Origin of the sequence: Vibrio sp. NC2 (assembly GCF_025195005.1) — a bacterium.
GTDB lineage: Bacteria > Pseudomonadota > Gammaproteobacteria > Enterobacterales > Vibrionaceae > Vibrio > Vibrio splendidus.
Genome location: NZ_JANVFC010000009.1, coordinates 41,870 through 56,445 on the forward strand (window position 1 = coordinate 41,870; position 14,576 = coordinate 56,445).

At 44.5% G+C, this 14,576-nt stretch carries 10 protein-coding genes; 6 read left to right on the plus strand and 4 right to left on the minus strand.

The features are described from left to right. Positions 1 to 41 precede the first annotated feature (41 nt). Positions 42 to 995, minus strand: a complete 954-nt coding sequence (locus tag NX845_RS13500; protein WP_017077357.1) for a LysR family transcriptional regulator — start codon at positions 993 to 995, stop codon at positions 42 to 44. A 141-nt stretch (positions 996 to 1,136) separates the two neighbouring features. Here NX845_RS13500 and NX845_RS13505 point away from each other — a divergent pair, with 141 nt between their 5' ends. After that, positions 1,137 to 2,735, plus strand: a complete 1,599-nt coding sequence (locus NX845_RS13505) for an isocitrate lyase (RefSeq protein WP_004731938.1) — start codon at positions 1,137 to 1,139, stop codon at positions 2,733 to 2,735. 232 nt (positions 2,736 to 2,967) lie between these two features. Further along, complete coding sequence (locus NX845_RS13510; protein ID WP_102444342.1) at positions 2,968 to 3,546, plus strand: hypothetical protein; 579 nt, start codon at positions 2,968 to 2,970, stop codon at positions 3,544 to 3,546. Positions 3,547 to 3,668: 122 nt separating this feature from the next. On the opposite strand, the gene NX845_RS13515 is transcribed toward NX845_RS13510, so the two are convergent. Beyond that, positions 3,669 to 4,061, minus strand: a complete 393-nt coding sequence (locus NX845_RS13515) for a cystatin domain-containing protein (RefSeq protein WP_061022117.1) — start codon at positions 4,059 to 4,061, stop codon at positions 3,669 to 3,671. 222 nt (positions 4,062 to 4,283) lie between these two features. After that, positions 4,284 to 6,731, minus strand: a complete 2,448-nt coding sequence (locus NX845_RS13520; protein ID WP_260256911.1) for a M9 family metallopeptidase — start codon at positions 6,729 to 6,731, stop codon at positions 4,284 to 4,286. 447 nt (positions 6,732 to 7,178) lie between these two features. Here NX845_RS13520 and NX845_RS13525 point away from each other — a divergent pair, with 447 nt between their 5' ends. Then, positions 7,179 to 8,357 (plus strand): acyl-homoserine-lactone synthase, encoded by a 1,179-nt coding sequence (locus NX845_RS13525; RefSeq protein ID WP_260256912.1) that lies wholly within the window; start codon positions 7,179 to 7,181, stop codon positions 8,355 to 8,357. Positions 8,358 to 8,369: 12 nt separating this feature from the next. After that, positions 8,370 to 10,976, plus strand: a complete 2,607-nt coding sequence (locus NX845_RS13530; protein WP_260256931.1) for a hybrid sensor histidine kinase/response regulator — start codon at positions 8,370 to 8,372, stop codon at positions 10,974 to 10,976. 160 nt (positions 10,977 to 11,136) lie between these two features. On the opposite strand, the gene NX845_RS13535 is transcribed toward NX845_RS13530, so the two are convergent. Next, positions 11,137 to 12,063 (minus strand): LysR family transcriptional regulator, encoded by a 927-nt coding sequence (locus tag NX845_RS13535; protein ID WP_004731949.1) that lies wholly within the window; start codon positions 12,061 to 12,063, stop codon positions 11,137 to 11,139. 99 nt (positions 12,064 to 12,162) lie between these two features. Here NX845_RS13535 and NX845_RS13540 point away from each other — a divergent pair, with 99 nt between their 5' ends. Then, positions 12,163 to 12,951 carry a hypothetical protein gene (locus tag NX845_RS13540; protein WP_004731951.1) on the plus strand — a complete coding sequence of 263 codons (789 nt, stop codon included), beginning with the start codon at positions 12,163 to 12,165 and terminating at the stop codon, positions 12,949 to 12,951. 205 nt (positions 12,952 to 13,156) lie between these two features. Beyond that, a complete protein-coding gene (locus NX845_RS13545; protein WP_260256933.1) occupies positions 13,157 to 14,569 on the plus strand; it encodes a DUF1214 domain-containing protein in 1,413 nt (470 codons plus the stop codon). Positions 14,570 to 14,576: the final 7 nt, after the last annotated feature.

Here is a 14,576-nt window from a genome sequence, read left to right on the forward strand (position 1 = left end):
TTATACTGGATATTCACAAAAGAAATACCCTACAAACTGTGTTATTCCGTAACGCCACTCTCGATTTCATTAGCGACACTTTTAATCAAGCGACGCATCCACTGATGGTCGGGATTGGTTTGTAACAATGGACTCCACGCCATCTTCACCTCAAAGGGTTCAATCGCAAATGGCGCAGGCTTGATCAACAATCTAGGGTTATTGCGCTGCAGTTGAGCCGCTTTGGTTGGAATGGTCAGGATCAGATTCTTTTGTTGTGCGAAGAGAATCGCCGACAAATAGTGTCGAGTAAACACCGTGATATTGCGCGTTTTACCAATGCGCATTAATGCTTCATCTATCCAACCGAGCTTTTGCGCTTCGCTTGGGTTGATCCCAACTCCGGTTCCCATTCCGGTCTTACTTACCCAGATATGTTGCGCCTTTAGATAAGACAAAATATCGAAGTTGTCGGCTATTGGGTTATCACAACTAAATAGGCAAGAAAACCCGTCGTGCCAAAGGCTCATCTGGTGGAACGACTGTGGAATATCGTCAAATCGATTGATAATTATATCAACGGTACCTTGCTCTACATCCTGATAACTCACGTCACTTGGCGTCATGATATCCAGTCGTATTTTCGGCGCGATCTCGCTTAACCTTTTCAGAAGAGGTTGAATAATAGTCGACTCAGCATAGTCACTTGCCATGATACGAAACACGCGTTCACTGTCTTCTGCATTAAATTCCGTGGTCGGCTGCAGTGTCTTCTCTACATTAACCAAGATGTTTCGAATCAGTGGCTGCAACTTATGTGCTCGTTCGGTCGGTATCATCCCTTCACTGGTTCTCACCAATAGCGGATCTTCAAACAGATCACGCAATCGGCGTAGGCCATTACTCATGGCTGGCTGAGTAATACCCAGCTGATTTGCTGCACGCGTTACGTTTCTTTCACGTAGTAACATGTCTAAATACACAAGTAAATTAAGGTCTACACGAGCAATATTCATAAGAAAAATACCGAATATAATAACTATAAATTAACAAAATTATCACATACATGGTTATTCTTTGTCCATGGTTAGATTTAATCCAAATCAAATGACCTCGCCAAATTGGCCAACATGTCCACGTGAAACTAAGGAATAGTTATGTCGCAAATTACACAAGATATCGAAAAGATTGAAGTTGCAAAAAGCGCTGCTGGTGCTCCATGGGATGCAATTAACCCTGAATCTGCAGCCCGTATGCGAGCTCAAAACAAATTCAAAACAGGTCTGGATATTGCGCAATACACGGCAGATATTATGCGTGCAGACATGGCGGCTTACGACGAAGATAGCTCTCAATACACTCAGTCTCTGGGTTGCTGGCATGGTTTCATCGGCCAACAAAAGCTGATTTCGATTAAAAAGCACTTTGATGGCAAGACAGACCGTCGTTACCTATACCTTTCAGGTTGGATGGTCGCGGCACTTCGCTCTGACTTCGGTCCACTTCCAGACCAATCAATGCATGAGAAAACCTCGGTTGCTGGCCTAGTAGAAGAGCTATACACCTTCCTACGCCAAGCAGATGCTCGTGAACTAGGTGGCTTATTCCGTCAACTAGATGCGGCACGTGAAGCTGGCGATGTGAATCTACAAGACCGAATCCAAGACAAAATCGACAACCACGTAACACACGTAGTGCCAATCATTGCCGATATCGATGCTGGTTTCGGTAACGCAGAAGCGACTTACCTAATGGCTAAGCAGATGATTGAAGCGGGCGCATGTTGTCTACAAATCGAAAACCAAGTAGCCGATGAGAAGCAATGTGGTCACCAAGACGGCAAAGTAACGGTTCCTCATGCTGACTTCCACGCAAAACTTCGCGCACTTCGTTACGCTTTCCTTGAACTAGGCATCGACAATGGCGTTATTGTTGCTCGTACCGATTCACAAGGTGCTGGTCTAACAAAAGAAATCGCAGTAGTGAAAGAACCGGGCGACCAAGGTGATATCTACAACTCATACCTAGATGTTGAAGAGATCGATGTTGCTGATATGGCTGAAGGCGATGTTTGCTTCAACCGCGACGGCAAGCTAGTTAGACCTAAGCGTCTGCCTTCAGGCTTATACCAATTCCGCGAAGGTACAGGTGAAGACCGCTGTGTATTCGACTGTATTGAAGCAATCAACGCGGGTGCTGACCTTCTTTGGATTGAGACTGAGAAACCACACATCGGTCAAATCAAAGAGATGATGGATGGCGTACGTGAAGTTCACCCTAACGCTAAACTGGTATACAACAACTCTCCATCATTCAACTGGACGCTAAACTTCCGTCAGCAAGCATACGATACACTGGCAGCAGAAGGTAAAGACGTATCAGCATACGACCGTGCAAGCCTAATGAGTGCGGAATACGACGAAACGGAGCTGTCTGCAAGCGCTGACGAGAAGATTCGCACATTCCAAGCCGATGCATCACGTGAAGCGGGTATTTTCCACCACTTGATTACACTACCTACATACCACACTGCAGCGCTGTCTACTGACAACCTTGCGAAAGAGTACTTCGGTGACCAAGGCATGTTGGGTTACGTTGCGAATGTTCAACGTAAAGAAATCCGCCAAGGCATTGCATGTGTTAAACACCAAAACATGTCTGGTTCAGACATGGGTGATGACCACAAAGAGTACTTTGCTGGTGAGAATGCACTAAAAGCAGCAGGTGAAGCGAATACATCGAATCAATTTGATTAATCGCTAGCACTTTTGATTAGTCGCTAAGACTAAAGCCTCCCCCGCCCTTCTCTCTTACTTAGGTAAGATCCGGGGGAAGGCTTTGAGATAAAGCTACTACTGCCAGCTTTATCTCAAAGCCTCAGATTTGTGTTCCACACCACGGTTAACCGAACAACTTCTGTTTAAGCTAACTGTATCCATATTTGTTCAGATTCCTATTTGTTGAGATTCTTATTTTTTGAGAGTGCCTATGACTTCAATACCGACACACCTACAAGATGCAAAAACACTGTTATCAGAAAATGGTTTCGCAACGGGTGATACTTGGTATCACGGCACATCTTCAGCTTTACTCGCGTCTATTCAAGGGCAAGGGCTTAAGCGCTCTGGAGACAAAGCGCTCAACGAGGCCGCTTCAAAAACCATGGCAACGATTGGCAATAACTACACAGAATCCGTTGAACCCGTCTTCTTAACTCAGAGTAAAGAACTGGCGTATTACTGGGCTCAGCAAACCATTCGCGAGCGCAGCACTCGTTTTGAGGGTGAAGAACAACCTATCGTGTTAGCCGTCAATCTATCTGACAAACAACAAGCAAAAGTCAGACCGGATGTAGGCGCAATGAGCCTGTTGATGATGAGTGTTGGCGAGCAATTCATGACTTACTTGACTGAGATCTATCAAGAGAACAACATCGCAGGCCCCGACATCGAGCTTCGCTCAGCCGATCGTATGGACTATCTGAATAAACTTGGGATGGCCTACATTGATGAAGACATCAGCCGAGCTTGTGTTCAAGAGTTATCGGAACCCGCATTGGCAAACTAGTAACGTTTAAAAACGCCTCTAAGTAGAATAAAAATGGCTCCTAATTAGGAGCCATTTTTTATGTGCGAAGTTATTTACATGCTAGTTAATCAATAGACCAGTTAATTTATGGACCAGTTGATCTATGGACACAGACGACCTTGCTGTGCAGGTTGCGTCATTTCAATGTCACCTTGTAGCGAGCGATACACAACGGTATTCCACACTTCACCATTATCCATTTCAAACTCGATAGCATAGTTCAAACCCGCGACAACCTGAGTTCGAACACTCAAGATCTGTTTGAGCTTAGCAGAGGTGTTCATTTGGCCAAGAACGACGTCTAACGCTTGCTTAGCTTGTGGTGTGATATCACTTTGCGACCAACCACCCGTCAGATTTTTAGTGCTACAAATCGGATTCGCATTCTCTTGTGATTGAACTGGAACCTCAGATTTCTGACTGCATCCTGCTAACACAGCGACACTAAACAAGGTTGCTACTCCAAGTAATGATGTTAATCGTACTTTCTTCATAAACTCTCTTTACCTCTGTCATTCACGAGGCGTTACCCGCAATGATGTTTCATATGCAGACAAGCTTAAACCTCGAATGTCATCACTTCATCAGAAATTATGCTGTAACGATCCCCTAAACACAGAACACTGTCAGAAAAACAAAGCCGAGCACTCATGCTCGGCTTTTTATCTCAATGGCTTAAATATCATTGATGATAAAAAGCCATTGAGGTTAGTGTCTTAATGAAAGTACACCAACATCTCGACATCATCTCCTTGTTGTTCAGCACTAAGTAAGAAGTGCACATAGCCTTCTTCTGTTACAGGGATTTGTAGGTACTCATTGCTACCGCGGTAATCAGACGCATAATCATGTTGTCCTGCCGTTGGCCAATATGAGTGACTGGCGAACAGATCGACGTTGCCTCGATTTGGTTGCTCAGTATTCTTATCGTTCAACCACACTCGAACCTCTTGAACGCCCTGTGGTACATAGACTGCTGCATAACGTCGTTGGTGCACAGTCAATACTTGAGCTTGACCGGATTCCAATACTACAGGCGTTAAATCATCTTGTTCTTGTGTTGGTGGTGTTGGCGTTTCTGTTTCTAGCGAAGCCAACAGTGTCACATCATTGAAATCGGTACGCCCCGCAATACTCATGTAGTAGCGTCCCGGTTTGATATAACCTGATGCCTCTGGTTCAAACGTCACATGCTCATTGCTGCCATTATCATATTGGCTGAATTCAAAATCATAGTAATGCGCCTGTTTGTTGTAACTCACGTAGAGGTCAGCATCACCTTGGCTTTGTCCTAGAGCATGACCTTCAATAGAAACCGAGAAATGCTTGGTGTTTTCTGGCACATCAACATAAAACAACTGCTCGCTATACGCCTCTCCGCTCAGCACCACGCTTTGGTTCGCGACAAGCACCGTGAACTTCTCGGTGGGATCAGTTGGCTCTCCTGGGTTCGGATCCGGGTTTGGTATTTCAGGCTCGGTTGAGACAGATTCTAACCAACGCTCAAACTCACCATTGTATTGTTGCCCAAACACTTTCACTTGCTGTGCCCATTCGGCAAACTGACCAGATCGAGACAATGCCAATAAGCTTTCCACGTCTTGCGGGTGTTCTTCCATCATAAAGCGCACCGCTAAGTAACCCCATCGGTAGATACGATTAGAATCGTGGGAGTAAGTGGTCGCAAACACATCCGACAGACTCATTTTTCCACTAGCAATCAAATTAATCGCGGCATCGTAGCCTTGCTGGTAATGCATGAACTCGGCAAAACCTTCTAGCCACCACACCACATAACCATGAGCCAAATTGTCACTAAAGGAACCATACTGGTTAAAGCGCGCATCGAGATAGTGAGTATACTCATGCTCTAAATTGAGAATAGAAAGGTCATCGCCATTGGCGTAACGGTAAGCCACGAAACGTGCCACGTTACCCACTTCAGCAGGGTTTCCTTCTAAATACTGACCGCCGTTATCGGTGGTGTTTCCAAACAAGAATGCAGAGTAATCGGTGTAGCTGCCTTTACTGCCAAATACCGCTACTTCAACGCGGTTGTTGTTATCGTCGGCTACAGGTTGTTGGCCCGTATTCGCCACTTGATGAAACTGTGCTTCTTTGGCCGCCAACACATCACACGCTTCAATGGCTTGTGACGCACTCAAGTCTTGAGATCGGATAATGGCAGGCCCTTGGCATTCATGACGATTAGGTAGAACGCGCATCGCTAAATCACGTTTGGCTTGTTCAAGATCTAATCCGTTTAAACCTTCAGGAGCGTAATACCCCATCATCTCAACCGCAGCTAACCAAAGTTTGTCGTGCTCACTGCTAAGCGGGTTTTGTGCCATCACTTGCTGCATAACTCGCAACGCTTTGTCTTTAGTTTCTTTGTTTGGGCTTGCAAGCAAGCGACCTGTTTCACGGACTGCGTTATAAACAAGAAAGCCGGCATCAGTATCCAGTGCCCATGAGTTATCACGAGCGAACGCTGCAAGTGTATCGATATGCTGAGTATGACTCGCCATATAATCGTAAAAATCATCTCTAGCCGCGTGACCAGCCATTGCTCGAAACAGATTGTTTAGCCCGTCGACCCATTGTGAGTCTTGCGCGGTCTCTCTATTGAAGTGACTCAGTGCCGCAAGTTGTGCATCCATTGTGAGTGGCAATTGCTTTACGTTATCAACCATTAGCGTCAGGCTTTTCATTGCTCCAACTTGTTCACGACCTTGGCCTAGCGCATTAGGATTAGTAAGGAAGGCAATGGTTGACTGAGCAAACCGCTGGCTCAACGCTTCACTGAAGTCTTGTGCTTGCGCGTTATAGCGAACGTAATAAGCCGCGCGAACAAACTCACCAAGGTTTTCTAGCCTGCGAGCTTGTTCAGGTTCGCCTCGATAACGGGCAATTTCTAGGTTCAGCGTAAATTGAATGCGACTTAAGCTCGCTTCGCTGTAGATATTGTTCAATGAACTTTCATCTGCCGAGAACCAAGCACTATAACAAGCGTTGTCTGCTGCTGAAACTGAAGAAGCAAGATCAGATGCCTGTTGAAGATCAGCAACATCACATTGATTTTCGGCAAAAGAAAAACTAGAAACACTGGCGATCATGCAAGCAAGCGCCAAACGATGACGTGGGAATAAACGGGGATGAGACATACGACACTCATTAGTTAATTGTATATTTAAGCGCGCTGTTATATTCCTTACAACTAACAAGGTGAATTTACTTGCATATGATTTATGAGATTGGTTCAAAAAATAGATATTTCACGTTATTTTATAAATTCAAAAGTTTATGCTCGACTTAACTACACTTGGATCAAATACAGGAATAACCAACACAAACTGTTGATAGTAATGTATTTTATTCTTACATGATTTAGTCAATATATGACAAGCCTATGTTGTTAAGGGGCCGTGCAAGTAGTAGAATCTCGCCCGATTATGCAACTTATCCCTCAAGTAATAGGCTCAAGTAAAGTTACGGCAGACTCGCTCCAAGTTACATGACTCAAAAAAAATACTAAAAAAATTTGTGTCCTGTAGACAGTGCAGATCGAATAAAAATAATTATATAAACCTAGGCTAGGTTCGGTTAATCAAATGAAAATAACGTCGTCTTTAGGCTCACTGTTGGCTAGCAGTCTGTCTATCGAAATAAAACAGCGAGCGCTGATAGAGCTCGTCATCAATACTTATCAGCCACAAGAGCGCACTGCTCTTTTCCAAAGCGTGACTGAATATCGTAGAAGCCAATTAGAATTGCTTTTCCCTGAGCATCAAAACAAAAGCTATTCGGTATTGTTTGAGGTGATAGACTACCGCGATCTGATTCTGCGCTATCCAACTACACTATCTACAGAGATTGCTCTTCTAGAGCAGGCCGTAGGCCAGTGCTACATGCATTGGTTAGATTTTTGGTGCGAATGTGAAATTGCCGCAATCAAAGCAAAATCACCATTGAACACCAAGTCCCCTTCTTCTGTTGATCTGCCCATTAAAGATAGTGCCTACTACGGTGCAATCGTTGAACACATCGAAGATGCTCAACTTGTAGTGCAAACACCCTGTCACCCACAAGGAATGTCAATCAGCGATGCCATTGCTTTAAGCAATCTTGAGGTGTTCATCAAGGGCGAGAAATGGTTTGAGATGCTGCCTTTATTACACCTTTCCCAGGCAGGTAAGCATTTTATTCTACTCAAACATCCAGTTGATGAAGCCTTTCCGACACTGGTTTCCTCTGCGCTGATTCAAGACTGGTCTAAGAATGGTACTTGGCTAAGTTACGCACCCCCGTTCAGCAATGAACAATGGCACTACTGTTTATCCAATCACGGTTACGACGAACTGGCGAAGCTACAACTGTTCACACCGCCTACACTGTCAAAGTGTTACTCTCTGCCAGAATTTGACCAGCAATTCCAGTTACAATTGTCGGCTAAACACGCCCTATGTGAAGTACTGCGTCTGACAGTCAGTGGCAAGACTCAACAAAAGCTCTATTTCCTCTATCTTGCTCAAAAAAAGATGCTTAGTTTACTGTATCAAACAGGCTATAAAATGGGCTTCACCATTATAGACCAACCTTTGATACTCAATTTTTACAAAGCAATCGGACCAAAAGCATATTTACAACTAGGGTCTTGTGACCTGAACGGAAATAACTTACAGACTTACCGCGGTCTATGGAATATTGAACTGATGCTTTTAGCATTCGGTCGCGTCAACTTTCATGACTATAGACGCTGTCTTCGTGAAAATAAAAACACAGCATGGTAGAACATAATGAACATGTTTGATTTCGGACTAGAGGCAATAGTCTATGCGAAAGCAATAACACTGCTTGCAACTGTAGCCATCGTCGTGATGTGGTTACTCTACTACTGCTATCGCCTTAGACAAAAGAACAAAGTTATTATTGGAACACACCATGCCCCTTACATCGCGTATTCGATCTGTATTGTTGCGTGGATCTGCAGTAACGCCTACTTCCATACCGACTTATTACCAGAACTTGGGGCCTCAGCCGCCGTATACGCAGCAAAATTGGCCAACCTAGCCTCTTTCTGTGCGTTTGCCTTTGCCTATTACTTCTCGTGTAAACTCGCAGCCGAACAACGTAATAGTAAGGTTCACCCGTGGCAACAAGCCATTTTTGTCACACTGACTGTCTATTCCTTCTTTATCAATTTAAGTCCGGGATTAACCGTTGAACATGTCACGATTGCTGGCCCAAGCGAGTTCGTTATTGAGTTTGGCCCGTACACGCCGTACTTTTTTACAGGAGTAATAAGCTTAATTATCCTGACGCTACTCAACCTCGTGGCCATGCGCGCCAACAGTAGCAAGTTAATATTAGCCAAAACCAACTACATGATTACAGGCATTTTGGTTTTCATGCTGTCTACTGCAACAGTTCATATTGGTATTGCCTATTTCATCCGCGACTTCTCACTCACTTGGCTGCCACCAGCCTTGTCGATCAGTGAGATGTTGTTCGTTGGCTATGCTCTACTGACCTCTCGTTTCTATAGCGTGAAATACCTTGCGTATATGAGCTTAAATACGTTGTTGGTGTGTGCAATTTTGGTGATACCTTTTGGCGCAATATTTATCCCATTGACAGACGATAACCAATGGCTCATTGCTATCCCGATCTGCGCGGTTATCGGCATCACTTGGCATATACTCTACAAACGCATGGGCGACTACGCCTCCTTCTTTATCTACGGAAACAAGAAAACGCCAGTACAACAGATCCTCGCGCTAGAAGAGGATTTCAAGCTTTCAATTGATGATGCAATGCGTCGTTTGGGTAGCCTACTGCAAATTCCAGAAGATAAGCTACGTCTAGTTAACAGCAACTACAACGAAACCTTCTACGAAGATTATCTGTCTACTAACAAGTCCGTTTTAGTGTTCGATGAGTTGTCTCAGGAGCTTGATTACACCGCACCAGCCAAGCGCTCAATCAAAGCCCTATATGACAAAATGAGCTCCAACGATACCGCTTTGGTGATGCCTCTATTCGGCCAGGGTAAATCGGTCACGCACTTGTTAGTATCGTCACACAAGAGCAACGATCAGATGTTCTCTAACGAAGAGATCTCTGCCCTGCAAACCTTGTTAACTCGAGTACAAAGCACTATCGAAGCCGATAGACGCATCCGCCAAAGTCGTGCCCTTGCTAACTCAATCGCTCATGAAATGCGTAATCCACTGGCTCAAGTGCAATTGCAATTTGAACTACTAAAACAGCACATTGATAATCAAGCACCAGCGAAACAGATCTTACTTGATATTGAGAACGGCCAAGCTGCGATTCAACGTGGTCGACAGCTGATTGATATCATCTTGCGAGAAGTCAGTGACAGCTCACCCGAGCATGGACCAATCACCATGACCTCTATCCACAAGGCCGTGGATCAAGCCGTCAGCCATTATGGCTTTGAGAACGAGAAGATCATTGAGCGAATTCGTTTACCACAACATGCTGATTTTGTGGCAAAACTGAATGAAACCCTATTCAACTTCGTTATTTTCAACCTGATACGTAACGCGATCTACTACTTTGATTCTTATCCAGACAGCCAAATTGAGATCAGCACCAAAACTGGGGCTTACGAGAACGTCCTCACATTCCGTGATACTGGCCCCGGCATTGACGAAGCCATCGTTCATAAGATCTTTGATGACTTCTTCTCTTACCAAAAAAGCGGTGGTAGTGGATTAGGTTTAGGCTACTGCCAACGTGTGATGCGTTCATTTGGTGGCAAAGTTGAATGCCATTCCAAACTTGGCGAGTTTACTGAGTTCCATCTGTACTTCCCTGTTGTGCCCAATGCACCCAAAGCAGACGCACTTCGTACACCTTACTTCAATGATTGGAAAAGTAACCAAGCCGCAACTGAAAACAAAACCAACGTAGACGCTAAGCCAGACAACCAAGCGGCAACGCAAAATTCAGAACCAACAAGCACGCTAACCCTAGGGAATCATTTGGCTCCAACCGTGCTTATCGTCGACGACAAAGAGGTACAACGCACGCTTGTTCAGATGTACCTGAGCCGACTTGGCGTAAATAGCTTACAAGCCAAAAACGGTGAGAATGCCGTCGAACTGTTCAAAACACACAAGGTCGATTTGATCTTAATGGACGTACAAATGCCGATAATGAATGGTTTTGACGCAAGCCAAATTATCAAGGCATGCTCTCCTCAAACGCCAATCATTGCTTTATCTGGGGAATCGGGACAACACGAGTTAGATATGATCAGCAAACTGATGGATGGTCGCCTAGAGAAGCCAACCTCTTTGAAGGCACTGCAACACGTTCTGGACAACTGGCTAGAGAAAGGCTGGGCGTCAAACGCTTCTAAAGAAACAGAAAGTGAATAACTGGCTACGGTAAAGCGGATCAATGGTTAAACAAATCAATAGTTAAATAGTTAAATAGTTAAATAGTTAAATAGTTAATAAAAAATGCCCTCAAGAGATGTATTGAGGGCATTTTTTTGGTCAACTCATTGAATCAATTAAAAACAATCACAGTTAAGGCTTACTGATGGTTGGCTTCAACCATCGCCGTTTCGATCAAATCCAGTAACCATTTGTATTTGGCAGAGTGTTGGTTTTTCTTATGAAGATAGGCAAATACCTCCATTTTCTCTGCATCTTCTTCTAATCCTTCAATCACAATCGAGCGCAATACTCCCTTGTGTTGTTCGATCACCGGAGGCATACAGGGTGCGATCATATTGGAATGCTTAATCGTTTCTATTAACCCAACAACTGACGTCGTTCGAAGCGCCATATTAATCGATTTACCTTGGCTTAAAACTTCTTCTTCCAATCGCGAGTGTTTGTTTTGATCGAAGTAAGCAAGGTCAACATGCGCAAATGGAAAGGACAACAAATCATCGATCTGTGCTACATCCTCTTTAAAAGGATGGTCGACTCTTACTGCCAATACAAATTTTAGGGTCACGAGAGGCACAGCAATGATCTCGGCGGGCAGGTTTTCAGCTTCAAAGTGAATAACAAAATCAATCTCGTCACTCTTCAGTCTTTCCAGTGAATCTTGGGAGCTAGTATGACTAATCAACCTCGAAAGTGGACTTTCATCTGAGAGTTGATGAAACAGAGAGGGTGTTAACCAAGGCAAAAGATGCGGGTTCGCCTCTATCTTAAAGTCTTCGCTTAGTTCGGCAGGAGTAAACTGTTTACCCTCTTCTATCGCCGTGACCAACCCGTCCAATAATGGAAAAACACGTCGATACAGTTCATCAGAATAAGGCGTCGGGAGAAACTGCTTATTGGACAAAACAAATAGTTCTTCACCTAACGATTCCTTAAGCTTTTTGACACTTTGGCTTACCGCTGGTGTCGAGACAAACAGCTTTTCAGCTGCTTTGCGCAAGCTTTTTTCCTGATATACCACCACAAACACTTTCAATAAGTTCAAATCGACATTATTCAGTTTCATACCCAAACCATAAACCAATACTTAACGATGTCCACTTTGTATAGTTACCTCACCTTCACGCAGTACACGGATGTAGTGAGATAAATTTATGAGGCATCTATGTTATTACAACGTTCAATCCTTTCTCTAACTCCTTTGTTTCTGGCAAGTGTCGCGTTCGCGGAAGAAGCCGAAATTCAAGATATGTCAGATCCGTTAGCCGTCTATACACAAGGTGGCTTCGGTTACACAGACAAAGGCTTAAATCTGAAAATCGGGCAAACCTATGACACTGGTAGCGATACGACCATGGGTATGAATGTCTTCGAAGTCAAAGGCATCGCTGGTGAAGCCATTGGTTGGAATAACCGAGGCGCAGATGACAGTATCGATTCGATTCGTTTCAGAAACTTCGGCGTAGACTTAACCAATGGCCGAGGTACACAAGTCGATATGTCTTGGGATTTCGATAGTAATCAAGGTAGTGCGTCATACAGCTTTATACAGGCTCTTCCACAAATGGGCATGTTTAATTTCTATCCGCTTGCGGGTGTCGGTGTTGCTGCAGGTGAAGAGTTGGTAGAAGGCTCTGGAGGTAACCTCGACGCAGATCAACTTCGCGACCGCTACAACATGCACGGTACCTTTTACGTGGCGGGTATGTACGCAAAAATGCAACTTACCGACAAGATTTGGTTGAACTATAACCCTATGTATTTAGGCACAATGTCTGGTTCATCAACGTTCAAAGATTATGGATTCGAGGGCAGTGATTCTGTACTCGCACATGAGTTTGCTGCGAGCTACCAGATTAACCCAAGGGCGAACGTTCGTTATTTTGCAAACTGGACAGAAAACACCAGTATCGAAGACGGTGATCACCGCATCGAATTTAACTATCAGTTTTAAGCAGTCACTTTCTGCTTGGATGAGCTCTTTCAGTTTGAACCAATGATTTCGGTTCGACGAGCCATTCCCGTTTTGACGAATAATTTTGAGTTTTTGAGGACACATTATGAATATGATATCTAAAGCCTTTGTCGGTAGTTTCACTTGCCCATTACGCTCAGCTGCCATGCTAGTTTCTGTAACAGCCTTGTTTTAAGCCACAGCGATAGCAGGCAACGGTGATGCGACAGAAACGATCCAAACGCGTGCAGGTGACTTTACTTTCGAAACCGACTTTCTTCATGGCATTCCAACACAAGAAAGCTCAGCAAAACTGTTTGAACTGATGGACTATCAACGCGCGTCACAAGCTTACATTTGGTCCGTGCCTTTGGTGTCAAACTACGCATGGAAACAAGCCTATGCCGACATGGGTGCAGAGGATGGTCAAATTACTTATGTTGAGTCTCATGAATCTAAGCTAGGAGGTTTAACTTACAATACCTCTACTCCTTACGCGATTACTTGGTTTAACGTAGGGAAAGAGCCCGTTGTTATAGAAATTCCCACAAATGAACTGCGTGGCGCGGTACACACCATGTGGCAAATCGGTATTTCACAGATGACCGAACCGGGTGTCTACGTGGTAAAAGCGAGAGGTTCTGAAACGCCGAGCAACTTGCCAAAAGGCGCGAAAGTATTTGAGTCTGATACCAATAATGTTTTCTTGGGTGTTCGCTTAATGGCTAAGTCAGATCAGCAACGTATGAAAGACTTAGAAGCATTAAAAATTACTGACCTTAACGGCAAGCCGCTCAGTAGCAAAGGCGTGAACTTCCCTGAACGTGGTGACGATGCTAAGCACCCACGTGGTATGGCATTTTGGGAGACGTTGAATGAAGCGATCCAAGCCGAACCTGTGGCAGAGCGCGATCGCATAATGCACGACATGTTACGCCCACTAGGTATTGAAAAAGGCAAAGCATTTACCCCATCAGCTCAGCAGCGTGACATCTTAGAACAAGCTGTAATCATGGGGGAAGCTATGGTTAAGAATATCGATTTCAACAAAACAGAACGTCTACCACATGCGGCTTACGGTAAAGAAGGGAATTCGTGGGAAATAGCTACGGCTTCAACACCAAATCAAGACCGTCACTATGGTATGGACCTCGATGGACGCGCAGCTTGGTTCTATGAAGCTGTCACTAACGACATCGCAATGCACGGTTTTGAAAATGGCGGCTGGGGTCAGATCTACCTAGACAACTACCGTGACGACAATGGCAAAGGGCTAAATGGCAGTAACCACTATACTTTGACGCTAGACGGGGATGTAAATTTCGCCGATTTGTTCTGGACAATTACAGTCTACAACGTAGAGAACCGCGCCATCATCGACAACGATATTGAGCGTGCCGACGTGGGTTCTAACATTGAAGGGACAGTTAAAGATGCACAAGGCAATTACACCTTCCACTTCTCGCCAACTAAGCCAGCAGGTGTGAATGAAGCGAATTGGGTGCAAACTCGAGAAGACGAAAACTGGTTTGTTTACTTCCGAGCCTACTCACCAAGTAAAGCATTTGTAGAGCAGCAGCCTGAAACCTTGTTGCCTAACTTTAAGCGTGTGGACTGATCATCTA

Excerpts from the sequence above, each read along its gene's own strand:
- NX845_RS13515 (WP_061022117.1), bottom strand. The coding sequence starts at position 4,061 with ATGAAGAAAGTACGATTAACATCATTACTTGGAGTAGCAACCTTGTTT.
- NX845_RS13535 (WP_004731949.1), bottom strand. The coding sequence starts at position 12,063 with ATGAAACTGAATAATGTCGATTTGAACTTATTGAAAGTGTTTGTGGTG.
- NX845_RS13500 (WP_017077357.1), bottom strand. The coding sequence starts at position 995 with ATGAATATTGCTCGTGTAGACCTTAATTTACTTGTGTATTTAGACATG.
- NX845_RS13520 (WP_260256911.1), bottom strand. The coding sequence starts at position 6,731 with ATGTCTCATCCCCGTTTATTCCCACGTCATCGTTTGGCGCTTGCTTGC.
- NX845_RS13530 (WP_260256931.1), top strand. The coding sequence starts at position 8,370 with ATGTTTGATTTCGGACTAGAGGCAATAGTCTATGCGAAAGCAATAACA.
- NX845_RS13510 (WP_102444342.1), top strand. The coding sequence starts at position 2,968 with ATGACTTCAATACCGACACACCTACAAGATGCAAAAACACTGTTATCA.
- NX845_RS13540 (WP_004731951.1), top strand. The coding sequence starts at position 12,163 with ATGTTATTACAACGTTCAATCCTTTCTCTAACTCCTTTGTTTCTGGCA.
- NX845_RS13525 (WP_260256912.1), top strand. The coding sequence starts at position 7,179 with ATGAAAATAACGTCGTCTTTAGGCTCACTGTTGGCTAGCAGTCTGTCT.
- NX845_RS13505 (WP_004731938.1), top strand. The coding sequence starts at position 1,137 with ATGTCGCAAATTACACAAGATATCGAAAAGATTGAAGTTGCAAAAAGC.